The organism is Janthinobacterium sp. JF4 (assembly GCF_059617925.1).
Window position 1 is genome coordinate 37,345 of the sequence record NZ_JCAQAV010000033.1, and the last position, 21,918, is coordinate 59,262.

The following is a 21,918-nucleotide window of genomic DNA, read 5'->3' on the forward strand; positions in this document are numbered from 1 at the left end:
CGTACTGCCTTCGGCAATGCGCCTTGCCCTGAGCATTTTCTCGGACGCTTAAATCCCTGGCAAATCATGAAAAGAGCGGTAAAACAGGCTCTTCTTGCCGTGCTGATTTGCAGGCGCTTACTCGATAATGGTGTTAATAAATTCCCATAAGCAAAAGAATTCACCCGAATAAGCGAGAAATCATGCAAGCACAGCAAAATCCGCGCCAGGCCGCCTCCCTCACCGTCGCGTATTGCGCCGACGACGAGTTCGACCAGGACAGCATGGTCTCGCTGCATGATTTCAAGGACCTGGAGCGCAAGGCGGAAGCGCCGGCTGTCGCCGTCACGCCTGAACTGCAAGCCGAACCGCAAGCCGAGCCGGTAGCCGAAGCCGATACCAAGGCACCGGCCGCCGAGCGCCAGAAAATGGAATTGAAAGCCATCCACGAGGCGATCGCCCGCGTGGAAGCGGAAGCGAAGGCCACCTGCGCCGCCGAAAGCCGGGCCCTGGCCGAGGCGCGCGTGCGCTCGCTGGCCGAGGATCGCGCCGCCATCGACGCGGCCGCCGCCGCCGCCGCACAGCAAAATGCGCAGGCCGCCGAGGAAGCGATTGCCGCCAACCGCGAACGTCTCGACACCATGCGCGCTGCCGCGCAAGCCAGCGTCGCCCGTCTGGAAGCCGTCAAGCAGGAGACGGCCGAACTGCGCGCCCGCGTGGAGTCCGACAATGCCATCCGCCTGGCCGCCGAACAGCGTTCGCGCGCCGAGCAGGAAAGCCGCTTGCGCGCCAGCGAGCAAGTGGCCGTGCAGTCGGAACTGGCCGAGCAGGCCGCCCGCGCCGCCGAAGAATTGCAGGTGCAGACGGAGCAGGCGCGCCTGCAAGCCGTCGAGCGCGTCGCCGCCGTGCAGGCGGCCAAGGAAGAAATGGTGGGCATCGCCTCGGCCGACGCGAGAGTCGCCGTGCTGGCGCGTGAACGCGAGCGCCATGCGCACGGTGCGCGCCAGACGGCGCAGATGCTGGCCGAAGCGGAAAGCGAAGCGCTGGACTTGACGGTGCAGCGCGAGCGCGCCGACCAGATCGCGCTGGAATCGGCCTTCAACCGCGCCGCCGCCGAAGTGCGCGCCCTGGAAGAAGCGCGCGCGCTGGCGCACCTGGAGCAGGAACGCGAAGCCATCGCGCTGGCGCAGGCCGAATCGGAGCGCCATGCGGCGCAGTCCCTGCGTTTGCGCCTGCAGACGGAAAAGGAATTGCGCGACGCGGCCATCCACCGCGAGCGCCTGGAAATGGTCGCCGTGGCCAGCGCGCAGGCACGCCGCGATGCCGATGTGCGCATCCTGGCCGCCACCGAAGCGCGCATCGAGGTAGACCGCCAGCTGCGCGCCGTGGCGCTGGCCCGCGTGGCCGCCGAACAGGATGCGGAAATCGCCGGCCACGCCAAGCTGGAAGCGGAAACGGCGGCTCTCGAAGAAACCAAGGCCCGCGAAGCGGCCGAGCAGGCAGCCGCCGTGGCAGCGGCCCGCGAACTGGAAGAGCAGCAGCGCGCCGCCAGCCTGGCGCACGAACGCGCCGAACTGGCGCGCCAGGCGTCGGAACTGGCCGCCAGCCAGAACGCAGCCGAGCAGGCCGAAGTCGATGCCGGCAAGGCTGCATTGGCCGCGCAGGAACAGGCGTCGCAACTGGCACAGGAAAAAGCCCGGCAGGCCGAGCAGCTGCTGCAGGCGGAGCAGGAGCGCCTGGCTGCCGAGCAAGCCGCCATCGCCGCCTTGAAAGAGAAACTGGAAGCGGAAGCGCTGGCGTTCAACGCGGCGCAGGAACGCATCGCCGCCGAAGGCGCGCAAGCGGAACTGCTGCGTGGCCAGCACGCGGCCGAACAGGCCTTGCGGGAAGCGGCGCAAAAGGAAGCCGACGCCATCCGCATCCTGATGGACCAGGCCCTGGTCGAAGGCGAACAGAAAGCCGCTGCCGCGCAAGCCGTGCAGGCGCAGGCGCGCCTGGCCGTGGAACTGGGGCAAGTGCATAGCGAGCGTGCCCGCGTGGAAGAAGACAAGGCGCAAGCGGCCGATGCACTGCTGGCGTCCGAGCGCGATTTCGTCGCCGCCGAACGCGAGTCGCTGGCCCTGATCGCGCAAAAACTGGTGCAGCAGCGCCAGACCAGCAGTGCCGAAGAGCGCGCCTCGCAAGCCATCGCCGGCCGCCTGGAAGCGGAAAAGCAGGCGACGGCGGCAGCTGAAACGCGCGCCGCCCTGGAACAGCAGGCGCTCGACGCCATGCGCCAGCGCGAGCAGCTGGAACGGGCCGCGCAGCAGGCGGCCAGCGAGAAGCTCGCCGCACAGCAAGCGTTGCTGGCCAGTGCCCAGGCCCACGCTGCCTTGCAGCGCAAGGCGGCCGAGACGACGCGCGCGATGGCCGCGGCCAGGCAGCAATTGCTGGACCTGGAAACGGCGCGCGCGCAGCAGCAAGAGCGCGAACTGGCCGCCCTGCGCGCCAGCCTGGAGCAGCCGCAAAGCGTCTTTTCCACCTCCTTGAGCGCCGCCCGCGCGAAAGCCGAACAAGTGAGCTCGGCCAGTTTGACGCGCGAAGTGATCGAGCGCCTGACGCAGCCGAATGAATCCGCAGGCGCCGTCTGGCGCTCACGTTGAAGGCCTGAAAACCCGATAACACCCGGGGTTGGACCTTAAGGTCCGACCCCAGTCCTAGGTTTGGGTTACGTCTGCATCTCCCTCAAAACTTCCGTCCCACCCCCACCAGCAACACATCCGCATCGCGGTGATAATCGGTGATGACCCGGTTCCACGCCACTTGCGCTACCCAGCGGCGGTTGACGTGGTAGCGGCCTACGGCTGACAGCAAGCCTGTCAGGCGCGTGCTGTGGCCTTGCGTGTCGCGGCCGTCCCAGGCCACGTACGGGCCGGCGCCCATGCCGAATTCCACCTTTTTATTCAGCGAGCGGATCAGCCACAGCTGGGCGGCCATGCCGCGCCGGTGCGCCAGCGCCGTGCTGCCTTCGTCGATGAGGGTGGCGCTCCAGTCCACGTATTTTCCTGCCGCGCGCCGGTATTCCACGGTGAACGGGCGCGAGGACTCGGAGCGGAAGCTGTTGACGATGGTGTGGCCTGTCGATAAGGTCAAGGTGTCGTCGTGGGCCCAGTTCTGCAAGTGCAGCTTGGCGCCCGGCACGCCGTCATAGCGGTAGCCGGCGCCCACCAGCAGGTGCGTGGTGGCATCCTTGCCGCTGGGGCGGATGCGGTTGACCTGGGCCAAGGCATACCAGCGGTTGTCGAATTGCCAGCGCGCCTGCAGGCTGGCGATGGAACCCCAGCCGTGGTCATTGTCGAAATTGTGCGGCGCTTCGTCCGTCTTGGCCGTGTCGAAGAAAAAATAGCGGCCGATGCCGGCGCCCAGCATCAGGCCCTGCTCCACATTTTTCGTGCGCAGCCAGACCTGGCCCGCCATGCCGTCGCGGTGATGGTCCTCCGGGTGTCCCTCGTTGATATACGACAGGCTCACCGCATTGTAATTGCCCACCGGCTGCGTGTAGCTGATGGCGCCGACAAAGGTGCGCTCCCTGGTCGTGTGCACTTTCAGGGCGCCGGCCATGCCGGACAAGTCCTGTGCCTGGGCGGACGGAGGGAGCGAGGCGGCCAGCAGGGCCAGGACAGTGCATGGTATACGCATGAGGTTTCCAGTGACGGGTGAAGACACGCTAACGATAGGCTGGCGAAGTGTCATGCGATTGTGCAAGAATTTTGCACATTGACTACATTTGTAAACTGTTCAGCCAGAACTCATCACAAGTGTATAAGAAAGCGGGAATGTGTGATGCGCGCCAATGATGAGGCGGGAGGGGAGGCGCCGGCCTGGAAGGGCTGGCCGGCGCGGTGCTGCTGGAGTTGCTGGACTTGCGGTCGTATTACTGTCTCTATTACTGGCTCAAGACGACTTTATCGGCAAAATACTCCGTCTCGCCGAAGCACTGCGTGGGCACGCCCTTGTGCTGGCTGTAGGTGACGAGGATGCGCTTGCCGGCGGCGGCCGTCAACTGCTTCGCCACGTCTTCATCGCGCACGCTGAACTGGAATTTTTCCGGGATGGTGCCCGGCAATGCCGTCAGCAGCAATTCCCCCTCCCATGTCTTGCAGATCCAGCCCCGCTTGGAGAACTTTTGCAGGTAGCCCGCCCGTTCGCCTTCCGAGTACGAGAAGCTGAGGGCCATCCACGTGTAGGCGGCCAGCAGCAGGAAGCCGGCCACGAGGAAGATGGCGAAGGCGAAGGTGACTTTTTTGGTCGTAGGGGTCATGTTAAGGGGTGAATTGTTTAGTTGGAGAAAGAGTTAGTCTTTCCGTCCGGCTTTCCAGTTCAGGCCAAAGCTGTATCGCTCGTCCATGGCCTGGTGCGCCGTGATTTTACCTTGGCCGCCGAAGTATTCCACCAATTTTGTCACCTGCAGGTTGCCGCCGTGGTTTTCCAGCATGGCGATGGCGCACATGGCGTGCGAGCTGTCTGTGTCGAGGCGCACTTCCACCGTCGGCTGGCCGGGAATCTCGATCGTCACGACGCCATCGGTGGCGGCCCAGTTCGGCACGCCTTCGTAGATGAAGGCGTACACGAGCACGCGCTTGATCTGGTCGAAATGGGTGCCGTTGATGAAGATGTTTTCGCCGCTGCTGATGCTGCCCGTGCGGTCGTCGCCCTCCAGGTGGATGTACGGCGGCCGGTCGTAGGCGCCCCAGCTGTTGCCCAGCGCCTGCACGGCGCTCTTGGCGCCGCTGCTCATTTCGAACAGGCAGCCGATATCGAGATCGATGCCGCCCGAACGGCTGGCCGGCTTGTTGAACAGCTTGCCCAGGAAGCCCGTGTCGAGCTTCGAGGCGGGCGCCTGGCCTTGCGCGGCGTTCTGGTTCCAGTTCAGGTTGACCTTGATGCGGCCATAGCCGCCGCTGTCGCGCTTGTCGAGCGAAATCTTGTCGCCGCGTTTTTCCAGGCGGATCTTCGACAGCGAGATTTTGTTCGCCGGCGGTGGCGGTGGCGCTGCTGGCGTGGACACGGGAACCGGGGACGATGTCCCCGCTTCGCTGCCGCCGAAGTGCTTCAGCAGCGCCGCCAGGCCGCCCGCGAAACCCTGGCCCACGGCGCCGAAGCGCCAGCTGCCGTCGCGGCGATACAGTTCGCCGATGATGACGGCTTTCTCGTCCTGGAAGTCATTGCCCGTGAAGGCAAACGTGGCCGCCTGGCCCAGCGCCATGCTGGAGTTGCCCAGCGCGCGCATGCTGCCCTGTTCCGTCGCCGCCGTGAAAACCAGCTTGTCGATCGAGGCGGGCAGGCGGGCCAGGTCCACCTGGAAGGTGGAACGGGGGCCGTTCAGCTCCACCGTGATGGCGTTGTCCGGCGCGCTTTTCTGGTTGAAGAACACCATGTAGCGGTCGTCCGACAGCTTGCCGGCCGCATCGACGCCGAAGCAGCTGACGTCCACTTCCATCGAACCCGAAACGATATCGAGCGTGACGGAAAACGGGCCATTCAAGCCCAGGTCAGCCAGTTTGCCTTTTTGTCCGCGTGTGAAATTGGTCATGGTCGTGCAATCCCTTCGTCGCTTGAGAGTTGAGTCAATGAGGTATTCGGCAGGTGCGCCGGTGTCGCATCAGCCGCATGGCGGATGCCGAACAGGCGCGCCTGTTCGATGATGCGCTGGGCCCAGCTTGAGTGGGTCGCCACTTCGCACATCGATTCCTGCATGCGGAACACGGCCGGGCTGTCCGGGTCGATGATGCGCAGCGCCAGTTCGATGTCCGATTGCGCCACCTGGTAGTGGCGCTCGATCTGCGGCACCTGGTCCGGGTGGATGGCCGTCTTGGCGATCATGCCGTGCGCCATGTCCTGCGCCACTTCGGCATCGAGCCAGCTGCCCTGCGACAGGTGCTCGAAGACGGGGGCCGTCAGCTGGAAGCCGTGCGGCTTGAAGATCGTCACCAGGCGGCCGATGACCTGCCCCAGCGGCGTCTGGTAAATGGTGCCGCTGGTGGGGCGGCGCAGTCCCAGCAGGGCCAATAAGTCGTTGCCGCCGATGCGCAGGGCCAGGATGCGGCGGCGTACTTCCGGCGCCGACAGGACGATGCGGAACTGCTTCATTTCCTCGTCGTCAAACACTTCCGCCGTTTCCAAGGTCGGCATCAGCAAGTGATGCGTGTGGCGCACCAGCGCGAAGTAGGCGGCGAAGTTGTGGCGCGTGGACTTGGGCAGCACGAAGCCGCTCAATTTGTCGGCGCCCGGCATGCCCAGCACGCGCGCCAGCACCTCGAGGTTACGCACGCGCACGAAGCGCAAGGTATCCGATTCGTCGCACATGTTCTGCAGCGTCAGCGACAGGTTGAACAGCGCGTAACTGAGATCGCGCTCGGCGATGGCGTCTTCGGTGCACAGAATGACCGAGCGCAAATGGCTGAATTTGTCGCCATTGGCGATCGCCAGCAAGTCCTTGTGCGTGGTCGGCAGATACATGGAGGCGCCCAGCGCCGCCTTGTGTTCGCTTTGTGGGTGTAGGGAGTTGTTATCCATCGACTGCGCTCCTGATAAGGGCGACCGCCTGGTAAGGCAGCGCCGGTTCTACTGTAACGGGTATGGCTTTTTCCTGCGCCAGAAGCAGCAAATGTGCCACGTCCGGCGCATTCGTGTCGCGCACGATCAGGCGCTCGGGCACGCGGCGCAGCAGCACGCGCGTCGCTTCGCCGATGCCTGGCTTGATCAGGTTGATGTCGCTGATGCCGTATTCCTGCTGCGCGGCGGCCATGTAGGCTTGCGAGCGGGCCGCCATGGCTGGCGCATCGCTCGCTTCGGCCAGCGGGATGCCGCTGCTGGCGGCAATGGCCATGGCGTCGGCCACCAGGCCATCGGCGAAATCGCGCGACTGGTCGTGCTGCTCGAACTGCGCGTAGTACACGCAGCCATGGAAGTCGTCCGGGCCGATGGCTTCATTGAGCACGGAGCGGCTGACCAGGCCCGAGACGGTGGCATTCAGAATGCTCGACGGGATCAGGTAGTCGCTGGCCGAGGCGGCGCAGGCGGCCGTGCCGGCCAGGTCGGACAGCACGAACAGGCCGCCGTCGATGGCCGTGCCATGCGCGGCATTGAAGTCGTTCACCGTCTGGCGCAGTTCGCGCGAAATCACGCCCTTGCCCGTCCAGCCATCGACGAAGACGATGGACGCGTCGCTATGGCCGTGCGCCAGGATGTGCTGCAGGGCGTTCGCATCGATGCCGCGGTCGCGGATGATGGAGACGGAATAGTGGCTGCACTCGCGCTGGAACACCTGGCGCAGCAAGTGCCCCAGGATGACGCCCACGGGCGTGCCGGCGCGGGCCAGCGACACCAGCGTGACGGGGCCCGTGCGGCGCGCCGCGATCAGGGCCGCCAGGCGCAAACAGTCGCGCGCCATCTGCAGGCGGTTGGCTGCAAACGCGCTCTGGAACAGCGCCAGGTAGGCGGGCGAGGGCAGGGATTCGGGCGACAGCATTTCGCTGTAGTGGCGCTGGCCCGACTGGATCAAGCGCTCCTTTTCTGCCAGGTCGAGGATGGGCTCGAGCGCCATCGGCGTGAGCAGAAACTCCACGTCTTCCTGGCGGTAGCTGCCGCTGAAATGCTGCGTGCCACCGGTCATAGCGCCGCCACCGTGAGTGCCGCCAGCTGGGTGCCGTTGGGGATGATGGCGTAGTCGCAGGCGGCCATGAAGCGGGCGTCCGAACGGCTGTCGCCCATGCCGAAGCTGACGATGGGGCCATGTTCGGCTTCCAGCTCCGCGCGCAGGTAAGCGACGGCGCGCGCCTTGTTCAGGGTCTTCGGCAGCACGGCCAGGTTGTTGCCGTTGCGGTGGATGAAGTAGTCGGCACCTTCGGTGGCGATCCACTGCTGCAGTACCTGCTCTTCGATGTCGGCCAGGCGTTCGCCGCGCGCTTCATGGTCCTTGACGACGATGTAGAACGGCGTGTTGTAGTCTTCGATCAGGCGCGCGCGCGAGGGCATGCCGGTCTTGACCTGGAAATCATCGATGATGCGCATGGCATCCCGCAGGCCGGGCAAGGCCGTCTGCATGTCGTTCTGCATCAGCGCCAGCCAGCCCGCGTCGAGCGCGCCGCCCGGCTGCAGCACGATGCCGCCGTAATCGAGCACGCTGTAGCTGGTAAATGGCAGGTCGACGCGGCGGAAGGCGTCGCCATTTCTCGCCGTGGCGGGAATCAGGGTCATGCCGCTTTGCGCGAACTCAAAGAAGGCGCGCTGGCGCGCCGTCGTAAACGAACAGGCGTCGCCATTTTTCAAATAGGCGGCTGGCTGCAGGCCGGTCTCGCCCGGGCATTTTTTCGGGGTCTGGAACAGTGTGTCGTCCAGATCAACAAACAGGAATTTCTTCAATTTTGGTCTCTGACTGAAAGTGGAACAGGCGGCCATTCAACTGGCCGGCGAGTTGCATGAGGGCCGGACTGGCCGGGGTTTCATGGCAGATGAAAACGTGCTGGTACTGGCCAGGCGCCACGTTGTACAGGTAGTTGGCGATGCCTTCGCCGTAGTTGTCGTCGCAGTTGACGATATGCCCGACGGAGCCCCACGACAGGATGGGCGAACGCGTGGTCGATTGCACCACCACGTTCTTGCCCAGGCTTTCCAATTCGCGCGCCAGCAGGAACGACGGGTGCATGAATTCGCCTGTGCCCAGTACCAGCACGGAGTCGCCGGCGCCGATTTCCTGCGCTAGCTGCACCGCCAGGCCTTGCGGCGGCGCCAGGGCGCGTCCCACGCCGATGCGGCCAAACGCGGGGCTGGCGCCCCGTTCCGCATTCGCCTCGAAGCGCTGCGCGCTGGCCGCCACGGGAGCAGGCGCATCGCCAGCCTGGAAGGTGTAGTGGCCGGAGAGCGCCGCGCCGATGCTGGTGGGCAGGCCGAAACGCTCACTCAAGCCCGCGTCGGCGGCCTGGCCCATGAAATTGGTGATCACGCCCAGGTGCAGCTTTTCCAGCTGCGGATAGCGCGCGCGGCACACTTGCACCAGGTTGGCGAAGGTGTTGCCGGTCGATGCTTCATCGTCGATCAGCACCAGGCTGCGCGCGGTGGAAAACAGGGCGCTGGCAGAGTCCGACAAATGCAGAAACTGGCGCGGCGCGTGGCTGTGCGATTCCTCGAATTCGAAGAAGGGCACCGTGCCCACGCGGTAGCGCGAGCTGTGCAAGAACAGCGCCTTGCAGGAAGTGCCGGGATTGGCGCGCAGCCAGGCCTCGAACACGCCCTGGCCCAGGCCGACGGCTGTTTCCGCCATGGCGATGAAGACCACGGGGCCGGGAAGGCTGGGGGGAATCTGCGCGGCCAGGTCGTCGTGGATGGTTTGCATGGCGCGCGGCGTGACGGGCCAGTGCTTGCCCAGCACCTTGGACAGGAACAGGAAGCCCCGCTTGGCGTTGGCGCGCGCGGCAAAGCCGATCAGCCAGTCCAGCGGAAAGCGCGCCTCGTCCACTTTCAAGGTCAGCTCGCCCGTGGGCATCTGCTGCTTGACGATGTTCATGGCAGCTCCACGGCGTAGGCGGCTTCGCCCACGCGCATGCCTTCGTGGATGGCGGGCACGCTGAGCTTGTCAAAGCCCTGGTCGAAACCGGCCAGCGCCAGGTAGGGCAGGTTCGGGCCCGCCGCGCACGCCATGCCGATGCCGCCCGACATGCGCGGATTGACCTCCAGCAGCGCCAGGCCATGCGCGCCTTCGCGGAACTGGATGTTGAACACACCATTCAAGCGGTAGTCGCGCGCCAGTTTGTCGCAGGCTGCCAGCAAGTCGGCGCGCAGCTCGATCAGCTGGCCGCTGCCGCCCCCATGCAGCTTCTTGCGCGGCACGGCGCAAACGAGCTTGCCCTGGTCTGCGACGCAGTCGGCGCTGTATTCGTGGCCATCGAGGTATTCCATCAGCAGCAGGGTCTTGAACGTTTCCATCTGCGCCAGGCCGCTGCGCAGCTCTTGCGCATTGATCTGGTAGGCGGCGCCGGCCAGCAACAGCTGGGCGCTGCTGCGCTCTTCATCGAGAATGGCAAAGCCCAGGGCATACACGGATTCGGACGGCTTGATGCACAGCTTGCGATGCAGCGGACGCAGCTCGGCGTAGGCGGCGTCGTATTCCGCGATGGTCGTCACGGCGCGGTAGTCGGCAGGGCGCGCCATGGGCAGATCGAGGCCGTCGCAGAAGCGCGCCTTGTCGTGCATCAGGGTCAGCGTCTCTTCGCTGGCCACGCTGAGCACGCGCGTGCCGATGGCGGCAAAGCGCGCGCTGGCGCTGCCGATCAGGCCCGCTTCCTTGCCGGGCCAGAAAATCGTGATGTTCCGGTCGCGGCAAAAATCCAGGCACCACTCGACATAATTGAGTCCCGTCAGGCCCGACGGTTCGACCGCGTATTCGTGGGCCGACAAGAAGGCGGCCGCGTGCGCGTTCGTATTGCTGCACACGATGTGATAGCGGGGCGTGCCGCTTGTCGCGGCCATATCGGCCTCGCGGATCAGGCGCATGGCCGTGCCGACCGAGGAAAATGTTTTGTTGAACCAGACTCTTTGCATGTACGGGGACCGGGTGAAAATAGGGGGAGCCGCGCGCAGGTGCGCGCGCGGGGATTCTAAGCGGCCAGACTTAACCTGGCCTTAGAGGGCGGGGATCAGCCGGCTTTGCCACTCGCCGTCCACTTCAGGAACGCATCGCGGTTGCGCGAGCAGATGAAGACCTTGCCCGAGCCGGAAAAGCGTAGCACGATGCCTTCGCCGCTGGTGACGCTGTTGACGATATTGCCGAGGAAGCCGCCGATGCCGCCGCCGCTGGCGCCGCCGCCTGTGGTCACGGAAATCTCGTATTTCAGGTTATTGTCCCAGCACACCACGTGGGAATTGTCGATCACGACATCCTTGCCCGGCTCGACGTCGAGCTGGAACATGGAGCCGAAGCCCGACACCACCACTTGTCCCGTGCCGGCCGTCTCCATGACGAAGAAGCCGCCCGACTGGGCGAACAAGGCATTGCCGATGCTTTGCGTGCGCACCTTCATTTCCGTGCCCGAGGTGGCGGCGACAAAGGCGCCGTCGTTGAGCAGGTACTGGCGCGCGCCCACGTCGACCACTTCGATGGCGCCCGGCAGGGTGGGCGAGAGCAGGCAATCGCCGCTGCCGCGCACCGCTTCGATGTGCTGCTGGAAGAACGATTCGCCATTCGCGAAGCGGCGCATGATGGCGCTGCCCAGGCCACCCGTCATCTTGCCTTTCAAGTCCAGCGCCGTTTCCATCATCACCATCGCATCGGATTCGCAATAGATGGTTTCGCCCTGCTTCATGCTGACGTGCAAGAATGGATCGACGTCGCCGGTGACACTAAATACTGGCATGATAAATCTCCAAAAAAAAGCCGCCTGATCTGTGCAGGCGGCAGTAATGATATGACATTAAGATAATTCACCTCGGAAAACCGTAGCGAGCAAGCTCGATTTCGGGTTAAGTCGCGCAGCTGTACGCAGGTACAGCGAGCAACGCAGGCCCGAAAGTGAGCGGCGCAGTAGGTTTAACGAGTGTGAATTAGGCGTTGACGCCGAAAGAACGGGCGAGAGGGCCCAGGCCGCCGTTGAAGCCCTGGCCGATGGCCTTGAACTTCCATTCGCCGTTGTAGCGGTAGATTTCGCCAAAGATCATCGCCGTTTCCGTCGAGCTGTCTTCGGACAGGTCGTAGCGGGCGATTTCTTTTTCGCCTTCCGCGTTCAGGCAGCGGATGAAGGCTTTCGAGACCATGCCGAAGTTCTGGCGGCGCGCGTCGGCGTCGTGAATGGTGACGGTGACGCTGATACGGTCGATGTCGTTTGGCACGCGCGACAGGTCGATTTCGATGCGCTCATCGTCGCCGTCGCCTTCGCCCGTGGTGTTGTCGCCCGTGTGGACGACGGAACCGTCGGTCGACTTCAGGTTGTTGTAGAAGATGAAGTCAGAGTCGCCACGGACTTTGCCGTCGCTTTTCAGGAGGAAAGCACTACCGTCAAGGTCGAAGGTGGCGCCATCCGTCGAACGAGGATCCCAGCCGAGGCCGACGATGATCTTCTTCAGGTTCGGTGCTTCCTTGCTCAGGTTGACGTTACCGCCTTTTTGCAAACTGATTGCCATGTGGTGCTCCTTTTCAGTAATTAAGTGCAAACATTCCTTCATGGGATGAGCGCAAGGCGCTCGTGCCATTACTCTCTTAATTGGGGGCGGAACCCCCGATTTCAAGCTTTTGCCGCGTGCCGTTTGCGATAGCGCAAGGATGACCACAGCGACACGAGGATGAAGGCCACGCCCGACAGGCCCGTGAACCACTCCGGAATATGGTATTTGACGGATGCCAGCATGATCAAGGCAAGGATGCCGATCGCATAATGGGCGCCGTGCTCGAGGTAGACGAATTCGTCCAGCGTGCCCTTGTGCACCAGGAAGACGGTCATCGAGCGCACGAACATGGCGCCGATGGCCAGGCCCAGCATGATGATGACGACGTCGTTGGTGATGGCGAACGCGCCGATCACGCCGTCAAAGCTGAACGAGGCGTCCAGTACTTCCAGGTACAGGAAGCCGCCGATGCTGCCGCGCGCCACCGTTTTTACCAGGTCGCCATTGCCGTTTTTGGCTGGCGCGGCGCCTTCGTCTGCGTCATCCTGCAAGTCCGGTTCGCCTTCTTCCAGCAGGCCGCTGATCCAGTTCACGCCGATGTAGACGGCGATGCCGACGATGCCCGAAGCGAGCACGCTGTATTTTTCGTCCACGGGACCCATCGCCACGCAGGCCGCCACGGCGCCCATGGTGATCAGCACGGCCAGGCTTTCGGTGCCCAGCGCGTTGACTTTTTCCTCGGCCCAGCCCAGCCAGTGCAATTCCTTCTCGTCATCGAACATGAAGTTCAGGAACACCAGCAGCAGGAAGGCGCCACCGAAGGCTGCCACTTGCGCATGGTTGTCCGTCAGGTGCTTGGCATATACATCCGGCGTGGTGGTGGCCATGGTCCACACGTCGACCAGGCCCAGGCCCGTGGCGACGGAAACAATGACCAGCGGGAACAGCAGCCGCATGCCGAAGACGGCCACGAGGATACCGACCGTCAAAAACAGTTTTTGCCAGAATTCATTCCAGTGACGCAAGACCGAGGCATTCACCACGGCATTGTCGAACGACAGCGACACTTCCATGATGCCCAGCACGCCCGTGATCCACAGCGCCTGGATCATGCCTGACATGCCGCCATGGCTGTAACCCCACCAGCCCGACACCGCCATCAGGATAAAAGTGACTAAAAAGGAAATTCTGAAATGCCGCATGAGGACCCCGTTGCAAGTGTTAAGACGTTTGATTATCCGCGCCGCTGTGCGCGCCGCACTCAGTGTTGATATACGTCAATTGTTGTATATGCCATGATTTTATATTAGTTGCCGCCGGGGGCGGCGTTTTATAGGCTGACGACAGACCGTTCTGCTGGCGCGGATGATCTGCGATAATTGCGGCGCGCCCATCCGGCGGCCGCAGTCTCTTGCATACTCTCTACATATATATAAGAAGGAATACCCCGTGGATATCGCTTACCTCGTCACGCCCCTGATCACCTGGATCCTGGTCGGACCGATCAAATTCCTGATCAACAGTGTCCGCACGCGGCAATGGGCGTTCGGCCTGGTCGGCAATGGCGGCTTTCCCAGCAACCATAGCGCCGTCGTGTCCAGTATGGCAACTCTGATCGCCTTGCGCGAAGGCATAGCCCATCCCGCCTTCGGCGTGGCGGTGACGTTGGCCTTCATCGTCATCATCGACGCCAACAGCCTGCGCCAGCACGTCGGCAAGCAGGCGGCGGCCATCAACCGCCTGGCCAAGGAAGCGGGCAGCGCCGCGCACAAGACCTTGCGCGAGCGCATGGGTCACACCCTGGTGGAAATCGCCGGCGGCCTGTGCACGGGCGTGGCGATCGGTTTCCTGATCAACACCGTGTTTGCCCGCTAAGCGTCTTTCCCCTGAAACGCAAAACCCCGCCTGAAGGCGGGGTTTTGCGTTTCAGGGCGCAAAAACTACGTTTCATCCATTGATTAAAGCATTACAGGAAACCGTCGATTGACATGCCCGGACGCGCTCATGGATACTTTGGCGCTTGTGGTTTTAATAAAAATATTATGCTTGCTATTGCCTGTCGCCCTATCCGGGCCGCCGGGACGGTAGTGGTGCTATCTATCCGGAGAATTATCCATGTTGCGCAAAACCCTGTTTGTTCTGGCAATCGCTTCTGCCCTGGCCGCCTGCGGCAAAGAGTCCAAAGATCCCGGCAAGGGCGGCAAGAATGCCAAGGAACAGGCGGGCGCTGCCGTCAATCTGCTGGTTTCCCCGGAAGATCTGCTGACCATCCAGAGCAATGCATTGGCGTCGGGGCCTGTCATCACCGGTTCCGTGCAGCCGGAGCGCAACGCGGACTTGCGCGCCGAAGTGTCGGCCGTGGTGATCCAGGTCATGAAGGAAAACGGTGAAGCCGTCAAGCGGGGCGACGTGCTGGTGCGCCTGGACGAAACATCCATCCGCGACAGCCTCAATTCGGCCGAGGAAGCCAGCCGCGCCGCCAGCCAGGTGCTGGAGCAGTCCGAACGCATGTTCCAGCGCATGAAAACCCTGCGCGCCTCGGGCATGACGTCGACGCAGGCGCTGGAAGACGCGGAAATCCGCCGCAACAATGCGCAAAGCGATTTGTCCGCCGCAAAGAGCCGTGCCGCCCAGGCCCGCCAGCAGCTGCAGCGCACCCTCGTGCGCGCGCCGTTTGACGGCATCGTGAGCGAGCGCAAGGTATCGAATGGCGATACGGCGCAAATCGGCAAGGAATTGATCAAGGTCATCGATCCAACCAGCATGCGCCTCGAAGGCCTGGTATCGGCCGACAAGATCGGCGTCGTCAAGGTGGGCCAGCCCGTACTGTTCCGCATCAATGGTTATCCCGGCCAGGATTTCGCGGGCAAGGTGCGCCGCGTCGATCCTGCCGCCAATGCCGTCACGCGCCAGGTGGCCGTGCTGGTCGATTTCAATGACAAGGAACAGCCTCGCGTGGCTGGCCTGTATGCGGAAGGGCGCATCGAGACGGAAACCGTCAGCGCGCTGATGATACCCGACTCGGCCCTGGTCAAGGCGGGCGACGTGACGTACACGTGGAAGGTCAAGGACAAGGCTTTACATAAAGTCAACTTGCGCATCGGCGCGCGCGACGTGCGCACGGGCCAGTGGGAAGTGCAAAGCGGCCTGGCCAGCGGCGACACCGTGCTGCGCACGCCGGGCTCGACCTTCAAGGATGGGCAGAAAGTGGAATTGACGGCCGGCAAGGCCGTGCCCGCCGCCGCCATGGCCAGCAGCAGCACCGCCATTGCCGGTAAAGGAAACTAAGCCATGTTCCTTTCCGATTTCAGTATCAAGCGGCCCACCGCCACCATCGTCCTGATCCTGGCCATGATGTGCGTCGGCTTGCTGGCGCTCAAGAAACTGCGCGTCAACCAGAATCCGGACGTCGAAGTGCCCTTCATCGTCGTCAGCATTCCATACCCTGGCGCATCGCCCGATACGGTCGAGCGCGAAGTGGTGAACCGCCTGGAAAAATCCTTGCAAAGCATTTCCGGCGTGACCGAAGTCAATAGCGACTCGAATGAAGGTTCGGCCAGCATCTTCCTGAAGTTTTCCTTCGATACCAACCTGATCGAAGCGTCCGACAATATCCGCAATGCCATTGCCGCCGTGCGCTACAAGTTGCCGACGGAAATGCGCGAGCCCATCTTGCAGCGCATCGATCCGGCTGCCGAACCGATCATGCAGCTGGCGCTGTCGTCGAGTACGCAAAGCCATGCGGAAATTTCGCGCCTGGCCGAAGACGTGCTGTCGGACCGCTTCCGCACCGTCGACGGCGTGGCGCTGGTCAACGTGGGCGGTTCGCTGAAACGCGAACTGTCCGTGCTGTTGCGGGCGGAAAAGTTGCGTGAATACAATGTGTCCGTCAGCGATGTCGTCACCGCCTTGCGCAACCAGAACACGAATGCGCCCGTGGGCAAGGTGCGCGGCATCCTGGATGAGAAAAGCATCCGCCTGGTGGGGCGCATCGAGTCGCCAAGGGACTTTGAACAAGTGGTGATCAAGCGCCGCGGCGAGGAAATCGTACGCCTGGCGCAAGTGGCCACCATCGAGGATGGCTTTGCCGAAGTCAACAGTTTGAGCATGCGCAGCGGCAAGCCGAACGTGGGCATTTCCATCACCCGCGTGCGCGACGCCTCCACCGTCAGCGTGGCCAACAAGATCCGCGACATGGTGGCGGAAATCAACAAGACCTTGCCGAAAGGCACGATCCTGCAAGTGACGCGCGACGGCGGCGAGAACGCCCAGCATAGCCTGAACAATGTGATCGAATCGCTGGTGCTGGGCGCCGTGCTGACGATCTTCGTCGTCTACGCCTTCCTGAACTCGTGGCGTTCGACCCTGATCACGGCGCTGAGCCTGCCTACGTCCGTGATTGCCGCCTTCATTGCCGTGTGGCTGTGCGGCTTTACCCTGAACTTCATGACCTTGCTGGGCCTGTCGCTGGCCATCGGCGTGCTGATCGACGATGCCATCGTGGTGCGCGAAAACATCGTGCGCCACATGCAGATGGGCAAGGACCGCCGCACGGCCGCGCTGGAAGGCACGGCCGAGATCGGCATGGCCGTGGCCGCCACGACCTTCTCCATCATCGCCGTCTTCATTCCCGTGGCCTTCATGCCTGGTATCTCTGGCGAATGGTTCCGTCCGTTTGCCTTGACGGTGACGTGCTCGGTGCTCGTCAGCCTGGGCATCTCGTTTACGCTCGATCCGATGCTGTCGGCCTACTGGGGCGACCCGGTCGAGGAACACTCGGCGCCGAAAAAGGGTATCGGCCGCGTGCTGGAAAAATTCAACCACTGGTTCGACCACCAGGCCGACCGTTACGGCCGCGTGATTGCCTGGGCCCTGCATCACCGCCGCTGGATGGCCGTGATCGCCTTCGGCAGCCTGGTGGGCGCCATCGTCCTGCACTCCACGCATGGCGGCACGAGTTTCTTGCCGGCATCCGATTCGGGCAATCTGATGATCAATGTGCGCACGCCATCGTCGAGCAGCATCGAGTATTCGCGTTTGAAACTGGAAGCGGCGGCCGTGCTGGCGCGTACCCTGCCTGAAACCAAGGATACCAACAGCTCCATCAATGCCGGTGGCGGAAGAGTGTATGTCGACATCGGCAAGCGCAACACCCGCAAGCGTTCGGCCAAGGAAATAGCGGTCGAGCTGCGCGAGAAGATGTCGCGCCTGGTGGGCGCCGAATACGTGGTGCAGGATGACTTGAGCAATGGTTCGCAAAAACCGATCCAGGTGGAATTCACGGGGCCGGATTCGCGCAAGCTCATGGAAATTACCAATGCCTACATGGACAAGCTGCGCGCCATTCCTGGCGCCGTCGATGTGGGCCTGTCCGAGCAAGACCCGAAAAACGAGCTGCAGATCGAGCTCAACCGCGGCCTGGCCAACTCGATGGGCATTTCCGTCAATGACGCGGCGCAATCGTTGCGCGTGGCGTTTGCCGGCGTGGAGGTGGGCGACTGGGTCGATCCGACGGGTGAAACGCGCGATGTTGCCGTGCGCCTGCACCCCGATGACCGCGTGGCATCGGAAAATATCGAGCGCCTGCCGATCAGCGTGACGGGCACGTCGCAAATGGTACCGCTCGACCAGATCGCCACTATCACCATGGGCAAGGGCCCGTCCGGCATCGAACACAAGAATGGCAAGCGCACGATCACCGTGTCGGCCAATGCGCAAGGCCGTTCGAACGGCGAAGTGACGAGCGACGCCATGAAGCTGGCCAATTCCATCGACTTCCCGCCCGGCTACGGCCTGGCGCTCGGTGGCGCCGGCCAGGATCAGCAAGAGCTGTTCACGGAAATGCTGATCGCGCTGGTGATGGGTATCGGCCTGATGTATTTGATCCTGGTGATGCAGTTTGGTTCATTTACGGCGCCGGTGGCCGTGATGATGTCCTTGCCGCTGAGTTTAATTGGCGTGGTGGTGGCGCTGGTGATCACGAACAATACTCTCAACCTGATGAGCTTTATCGGCATCATCATGCTGATGGGCCTGGTCGCCAAGAACGCCATCTTGCTGCTCGACGCGGCGCGCAAGCGCGAGGAAGAGGGCCATGGCCGCGAAGACGCGCTCATGTATGCAGGCCGCATGCGTCTGCGCCCCATCCTGATGACGACGTTCGCGCTGATCGCCGGCATGTTCCCCGTGGCGCTGGGCCTGGGCGAGGGCGGCGAGTTCTACCGTCCATTGGCGATCGCCATCATCGGCGGCACCATCACCTCGACGATTCTGACCCTGCTGGTGGTGCCGACCTTCTATGACAGCATCGAAATCGCCCGCGATGGCGCCGTGGCCAAGTTCCACCGCCGCGCCGCGCGCATGCCCGTCGCCGTGGCCATGATACTGACCTTGCTGGAAGGCGTGCTGACCCTGCTGCTGGTACGCTTCGTCTACCGCATGCTGAAAAAGGCCGTGCTGTTCCTGATGGGGCGCCGCACGCCGAAGGCGACGTCGGTCAGCCTGCAAAAGTAATACCGGGCCAAGGCGTGGCTCGCGCTGCGCCGTGGTATTTCAAGAGCCTTCCTCGGAAGGCTCTTTTTTTTGCCGATAGGGCGTGGCGGGACTTAGCTGCTGCGCGGCGGCGGGGCCGTTCCTGCGCCGGTGCCCGTATCCGGCGTGGCGCCATTGTCGGGCGGCGTGGTGGATGGCGGCGTGGCAGTGCCATCGGGGGGAGTGCCCGGTGTCATGCCCGGCGTGGTGGTGTCCGGGTTGGTCGTGCCCGTGGTGCCGGACGTGCCGCTGGTGGCGGGCGGCGTTGCCGGCTCGGTGGCGGCGGGTGCGGCGGTGGTGCCGGTGTCGTTGCGTTTGTTGCAACCGCCCAGCAGCGCACAGACGATGGCGCTGCCGAGGACGAGCTTGCTGGTGGTCAGGAGTGGAGCCGTCATGATGATTCCTTTTCAGTGAAAGACTGTCGTGGAAACGCATGCCTCGCCAGATTGCGTATCTGAAACAAGGCTGGCATCGCTTGCAAGGTTTAGAGTAGGCGGGCCGGTACAGGTTCACCCGACTTGCGCATGCGTGGTGCTGGCGGGGGCGGGGAGAGCGCTTCGTTTGATGCTGCGCAACCCGCAAGGGATCTGGTCAGTTGGGCCAGGACAGGATGCCCTGGCCGCGTAAGGGCGGTTTATTTGGCGGCAGAGGCCTTGCTTACTTCCACTTCCCAATCCACGCCCGACTCGATGTGGTACTTGGCGGCAAAGTCGCCCTGGCTGATGGCGACGGCCACGTCGAGCAAGCTGTTCAGGTAGACGAGGGGCTTGCCTTTTGCCACGCCGCCAAACGTGTGCTCGAAGGGCGCCGTGACCTTGGCCACTTGCTTGCCCTTGTGCAAGATGCGCACCTGCAGCGGATCGTGCAGTTTCACCTGCAACTCGTCGAGCAGGGATTTCGGGATATTCGTCCACACATTGCCATACTTGACGTCCAGCACGGGCACGATGCCGCGGATGATGTTGCCGTCGCGTACAGGTTTTTGATACGCGATCTTCACCACGGATTCACCCGGCAATTGCGGACCCACCTGTTCATAACTGATGGCGCCCGAGGCCAGACGCGCACCGACATACGCGTACACGTCGCGGCCATGGAAGGTATACGACTCGGCGGAACCGGCCAGGCGGTTGACCTTTTCATCGATTTCGCGCAGTTCGGCCACGCCGTCGCGCTCGGCGATCAGGGTGAACAGGCCATTGTCCGGCCCCACGAAGTAGCGTCCACCCTTGGTTTTCAGCACCACCGACTTGCGCGCCGTGCCCACGCCCGGGTCGATGACGGACACAAACACCGTGCCTTGCGGCCAGTAATTGGCCGTCTGGTACAAGCGATAGGCGCCCAGCCAGATGTCGTAGTCGGGAATCTGGTGCGTCAGGTCCGAAATGGTGAGTTTGGGGTCGACACCATAGGCCACGCCATGCATGGCGGACACGGCGCCATCGGCCGTGCCGAAGTCCGTCATCAGCACCAGCGGCGCGCTAGCCTGGGCGGACGACAGCAGAAAGGCGCTCAGGCAGGCGCCGGCGACGAGGTGGGAGATTCGTTTGATAACCATGTTTTGTTCTTTATCTTTAGTAACAAATAATGGTGCTTGGAAACGCATAACAAGACCGTAGCGAGCGGCAGTGATTTGTGGCCGAGAAGCGCAACCGTACTGAAGTACGGTGAGCATCGCCGGCCGCAAAGCGCGACGCGCAGTTTGGTGATGCGTTCTAGGCGGTATGTTCCGCTTCGTCCAGGTCGGGCGCGTCGTCGCTGTTGTAGACGGCCAGATCGGTCTGTCCCATGACCCGGCTGGTAACGGTGCCGGCCGTGATCGAGCCGCTCACGTTCAGGGCCGTGCGGCCCATGTCGATCAGCGGTTCGACGGAGATCAGCAAGCCGGCCAGCGCGACGGGCAAGTCCATCGCCGACAGCACGATCAGCGCGGCAAACGTGGCGCCGCCACCCACGCCGGCCACGCCGACGGAACCGATGGTGATGATGGCCAGCAAGGGCAGCAGGAAGCTGATCGTGAACGGATCGACACCGACGGTGGGAGCGATCATGACGGCCAGCATGGCCGGGTAGATGCCGGCGCAGCCGTTCTGGCCGATGGTTGAACCGAACGAGGCGGCGAAGTTGGCGATGCCTTCCGGTGTGCCCAGGCGCTGGGTTTGCGTCTGCACGCTCATCGGGATCGAACCGGCGCTGGTGCGCGAGGTGAAGGCGAAGGCCAGCACGGGGAAGATTTTTTTCACGAAGCGCAGCGGGTTCAGACCCACGCCGGCGATGATGGCCAGGTGCACGAGGAACATCAATATCAGCGCGCTGTACGAGGCGACGACGAAGTTGATCAGTTTTAGAATGTCCGTGTAGCTCGACGAGGCTACCACTGCAAACATCAGCGCAAACACGCCGTACGGCGTCAGGCGCAGCACCAGAGTGACCATGCGCATGACGATGGCGTGCGCCACTTTCATGAAGCTTTCGAAGGAAGCAAAGATTTCCGGCTTTTTCGCCGCGATGCCCGTGGCCGAGATGCCGATGAAGATGGAGAACACCACCACGGCGATGGTCGAGGTCTTGCGCGCGCCCGTCATGTCGAGGAAGGGATTGGTCGGCACGAAGCTGACCAGCAGTTTTGGCAGGGACAGGGCCTTCGCCGTTTCCAGCGAGCCTTGCAACTGCACGCCGCGCGCCACTTCGGCGGCGCTCGACGTCAGTCCCACAGCCGTCAGGCCGAACAGCTTGGCCATCAGGATGCCCAGCGCGGCGGCGATGGTCGTGGTGATGAGCAGGGTGCCGATGGTCAGCGCGCTGATCTTGCCCAGGGAACTTGCATCCTTGAGCTTTAGAATGGCGGAAATGATGGAGACCATGATCAGCGGCATGATGATCATTTGCAGCAGTTTTACGTAGCCGCTGCCGACGATGTCGATGTATTCGTTGGTGCCGGCGATGATGGGCGAGCCGGCGCCGTACAGCCACTGCACGGCCCCACCGAGCAGCACGCCCAGGCCCAGGCCCGTGAAGACGCGCACGGTAAACGTCGCGTGTTTGCGTTGCTGCTGGAACATGAAGGCGAAGACGAGCAACGCAACGAGCAGATTCAGGATGATGTTAATTGCCATGAAGGGGCCTTATCTTGGTTTTATTCGAGACTGCACGGAGCACATAAAACTGTACTACAACTGACAGCTGCCCCAGCCCGGGGCGGAAGGGCAAGTACTGTACAGTACTATGGTGGTGGTTTGCGCAATACCGCTGCGAATATTACGCTATATAAAT

The 21,918-nt window shown here is 63.0% G+C and carries 18 protein-coding genes; 4 read left to right on the plus strand and 14 right to left on the minus strand.

Going from position 1 to position 21,918, the window contains the following annotated elements; all coding sequences use genetic code 11:
• Window positions 1-182: 182 nt before the first annotated feature.
• On the plus strand, window positions 183-2,621 hold the full coding sequence (locus tag AC54AF_RS20640; protein ID WP_496638018.1) for a coiled-coil domain-containing protein: 2,439 nt from the start codon (window positions 183-185) through the stop codon (window positions 2,619-2,621).
• A gap of 82 nt (window positions 2,622-2,703) precedes the next feature.
• Here the strand turns inward: AC54AF_RS20640 and AC54AF_RS20645 are convergent, their stop codons facing one another.
• The 11 genes from AC54AF_RS20645 to AC54AF_RS20695 form a co-directional block, all read right to left on the minus strand.
• On the minus strand, window positions 2,704-3,657 hold the full coding sequence (locus AC54AF_RS20645) for a hypothetical protein (RefSeq protein WP_496638019.1): 954 nt from the start codon (window positions 3,655-3,657) through the stop codon (window positions 2,704-2,706).
• 247 nt (window positions 3,658-3,904) lie between these two features.
• Window positions 3,905-4,279: a DUF8785 domain-containing protein gene (locus tag AC54AF_RS20650; RefSeq protein ID WP_034759290.1), complete on the minus strand. Its 375-nt coding sequence runs from the start codon at window positions 4,277-4,279 to the stop codon at window positions 3,905-3,907.
• Between the two features lie 33 nt (window positions 4,280-4,312).
• On the minus strand, window positions 4,313-5,551 hold the full coding sequence (locus AC54AF_RS20655) for a TerD family protein (RefSeq protein ID WP_496638020.1): 1,239 nt from the start codon (window positions 5,549-5,551) through the stop codon (window positions 4,313-4,315).
• Window positions 5,548-6,534, minus strand: coding sequence for an HpcH/HpaI aldolase/citrate lyase family protein (locus AC54AF_RS20660; protein WP_496638021.1), 987 nt, complete (start codon window positions 6,532-6,534; stop codon window positions 5,548-5,550). Before AC54AF_RS20660 ends, AC54AF_RS20655 begins: the two co-directional genes overlap by 4 nt.
• Window positions 6,527-7,633: a cysteine protease StiP family protein gene (locus AC54AF_RS20665; RefSeq protein WP_496638022.1), complete on the minus strand. Its 1,107-nt coding sequence runs from the start codon at window positions 7,631-7,633 to the stop codon at window positions 6,527-6,529. Before AC54AF_RS20665 ends, AC54AF_RS20660 begins: the two co-directional genes overlap by 8 nt.
• Window positions 7,630-8,382 carry an HAD family hydrolase gene (locus tag AC54AF_RS20670; protein WP_496638023.1) on the minus strand — a complete coding sequence of 251 codons (753 nt, stop codon included), beginning with the start codon at window positions 8,380-8,382 and terminating at the stop codon, window positions 7,630-7,632. Before AC54AF_RS20670 ends, AC54AF_RS20665 begins: the two co-directional genes overlap by 4 nt.
• Window positions 8,360-9,523, minus strand: coding sequence for a phosphoribosyltransferase domain-containing protein (locus AC54AF_RS20675; protein ID WP_496638024.1), 1,164 nt, complete (start codon window positions 9,521-9,523; stop codon window positions 8,360-8,362). Before AC54AF_RS20675 ends, AC54AF_RS20670 begins: the two co-directional genes overlap by 23 nt.
• Window positions 9,520-10,557: an ATP-grasp domain-containing protein gene (locus tag AC54AF_RS20680; protein WP_496638025.1), complete on the minus strand. Its 1,038-nt coding sequence runs from the start codon at window positions 10,555-10,557 to the stop codon at window positions 9,520-9,522. The genes AC54AF_RS20675 and AC54AF_RS20680 overlap by 4 nt, the downstream gene beginning before the upstream one ends.
• 95 nt (window positions 10,558-10,652) lie before the next feature.
• A complete protein-coding gene (locus AC54AF_RS20685; RefSeq protein WP_496638026.1) occupies window positions 10,653-11,369 on the minus strand; it encodes a TIGR00266 family protein in 717 nt (238 codons plus the stop codon).
• A gap of 187 nt (window positions 11,370-11,556) precedes the next feature.
• Window positions 11,557-12,132 carry a TerD family protein gene (locus tag AC54AF_RS20690; protein WP_131689225.1) on the minus strand — a complete coding sequence of 192 codons (576 nt, stop codon included), beginning with the start codon at window positions 12,130-12,132 and terminating at the stop codon, window positions 11,557-11,559.
• 101 nt (window positions 12,133-12,233) lie between these two features.
• Complete coding sequence (locus tag AC54AF_RS20695) at window positions 12,234-13,316, minus strand: DUF475 domain-containing protein (protein ID WP_496638027.1); 1,083 nt, start codon at window positions 13,314-13,316, stop codon at window positions 12,234-12,236.
• 247 nt (window positions 13,317-13,563) lie between these two features.
• Here AC54AF_RS20695 and AC54AF_RS20700 point away from each other — a divergent pair, with 247 nt between their 5' ends.
• The 3 genes from AC54AF_RS20700 to AC54AF_RS20710 all read left to right on the plus strand — a co-directional run bounded on the left by AC54AF_RS20700 (window position 13,564) and on the right by AC54AF_RS20710 (window position 18,627).
• Window positions 13,564-13,989 carry a divergent PAP2 family protein gene (locus tag AC54AF_RS20700; RefSeq protein WP_131689227.1) on the plus strand — a complete coding sequence of 142 codons (426 nt, stop codon included), beginning with the start codon at window positions 13,564-13,566 and terminating at the stop codon, window positions 13,987-13,989.
• A 240-nt stretch (window positions 13,990-14,229) separates the two neighbouring features.
• Window positions 14,230-15,402, plus strand: a complete 1,173-nt coding sequence (locus AC54AF_RS20705; protein ID WP_496638028.1) for an efflux RND transporter periplasmic adaptor subunit — start codon at window positions 14,230-14,232, stop codon at window positions 15,400-15,402.
• A 3-nt stretch (window positions 15,403-15,405) separates the two neighbouring features.
• Window positions 15,406-18,627 (plus strand): efflux RND transporter permease subunit, encoded by a 3,222-nt coding sequence (locus AC54AF_RS20710; protein ID WP_496638029.1) that lies wholly within the window; start codon window positions 15,406-15,408, stop codon window positions 18,625-18,627.
• A gap of 92 nt (window positions 18,628-18,719) precedes the next feature.
• Here the strand turns inward: AC54AF_RS20710 and AC54AF_RS20715 are convergent, their stop codons facing one another.
• The 3 genes from AC54AF_RS20715 to AC54AF_RS20725 form a co-directional block, all read right to left on the minus strand.
• Window positions 18,720-19,040 (minus strand): hypothetical protein, encoded by a 321-nt coding sequence (locus tag AC54AF_RS20715; RefSeq protein WP_131689230.1) that lies wholly within the window; start codon window positions 19,038-19,040, stop codon window positions 18,720-18,722.
• A gap of 239 nt (window positions 19,041-19,279) precedes the next feature.
• Window positions 19,280-20,203, minus strand: a complete 924-nt coding sequence (locus AC54AF_RS20720) for an SAM hydrolase/SAM-dependent halogenase family protein (RefSeq protein WP_496638030.1) — start codon at window positions 20,201-20,203, stop codon at window positions 19,280-19,282.
• A 157-nt stretch (window positions 20,204-20,360) separates the two neighbouring features.
• Window positions 20,361-21,761: an L-cystine transporter gene (locus tag AC54AF_RS20725; protein WP_496638031.1), complete on the minus strand. Its 1,401-nt coding sequence runs from the start codon at window positions 21,759-21,761 to the stop codon at window positions 20,361-20,363.
• Between the last annotated feature and the right edge of the window lie 157 nt (window positions 21,762-21,918).

Coding starts and splice junctions, on each gene's coding strand:
- AC54AF_RS20685 (WP_496638026.1), bottom strand. CDS start 11,369: ATGCCAGTATTTAGTGTCACCGGCGACGTCGATCCATTCTTGCACGTC.
- AC54AF_RS20720 (WP_496638030.1), bottom strand. CDS start 20,203: ATGGTTATCAAACGAATCTCCCACCTCGTCGCCGGCGCCTGCCTGAGC.
- AC54AF_RS20640 (WP_496638018.1), top strand. CDS start 183: ATGCAAGCACAGCAAAATCCGCGCCAGGCCGCCTCCCTCACCGTCGCG.
- AC54AF_RS20695 (WP_496638027.1), bottom strand. CDS start 13,316: ATGCGGCATTTCAGAATTTCCTTTTTAGTCACTTTTATCCTGATGGCG.
- AC54AF_RS20705 (WP_496638028.1), top strand. CDS start 14,230: ATGTTGCGCAAAACCCTGTTTGTTCTGGCAATCGCTTCTGCCCTGGCC.
- AC54AF_RS20650 (WP_034759290.1), bottom strand. CDS start 4,279: ATGACCCCTACGACCAAAAAAGTCACCTTCGCCTTCGCCATCTTCCTC.
- AC54AF_RS20725 (WP_496638031.1), bottom strand. CDS start 21,761: ATGGCAATTAACATCATCCTGAATCTGCTCGTTGCGTTGCTCGTCTTC.
- AC54AF_RS20710 (WP_496638029.1), top strand. CDS start 15,406: ATGTTCCTTTCCGATTTCAGTATCAAGCGGCCCACCGCCACCATCGTC.
- AC54AF_RS20690 (WP_131689225.1), bottom strand. CDS start 12,132: ATGGCAATCAGTTTGCAAAAAGGCGGTAACGTCAACCTGAGCAAGGAA.
- AC54AF_RS20665 (WP_496638022.1), bottom strand. CDS start 7,633: ATGACCGGTGGCACGCAGCATTTCAGCGGCAGCTACCGCCAGGAAGAC.
- AC54AF_RS20655 (WP_496638020.1), bottom strand. CDS start 5,551: ATGACCAATTTCACACGCGGACAAAAAGGCAAACTGGCTGACCTGGGC.
- AC54AF_RS20660 (WP_496638021.1), bottom strand. CDS start 6,534: ATGGATAACAACTCCCTACACCCACAAAGCGAACACAAGGCGGCGCTG.
- AC54AF_RS20715 (WP_131689230.1), bottom strand. CDS start 19,040: ATGACGGCTCCACTCCTGACCACCAGCAAGCTCGTCCTCGGCAGCGCC.
- AC54AF_RS20680 (WP_496638025.1), bottom strand. CDS start 10,557: ATGCAAAGAGTCTGGTTCAACAAAACATTTTCCTCGGTCGGCACGGCC.
- AC54AF_RS20675 (WP_496638024.1), bottom strand. CDS start 9,523: ATGAACATCGTCAAGCAGCAGATGCCCACGGGCGAGCTGACCTTGAAA.
- AC54AF_RS20645 (WP_496638019.1), bottom strand. CDS start 3,657: ATGCGTATACCATGCACTGTCCTGGCCCTGCTGGCCGCCTCGCTCCCT.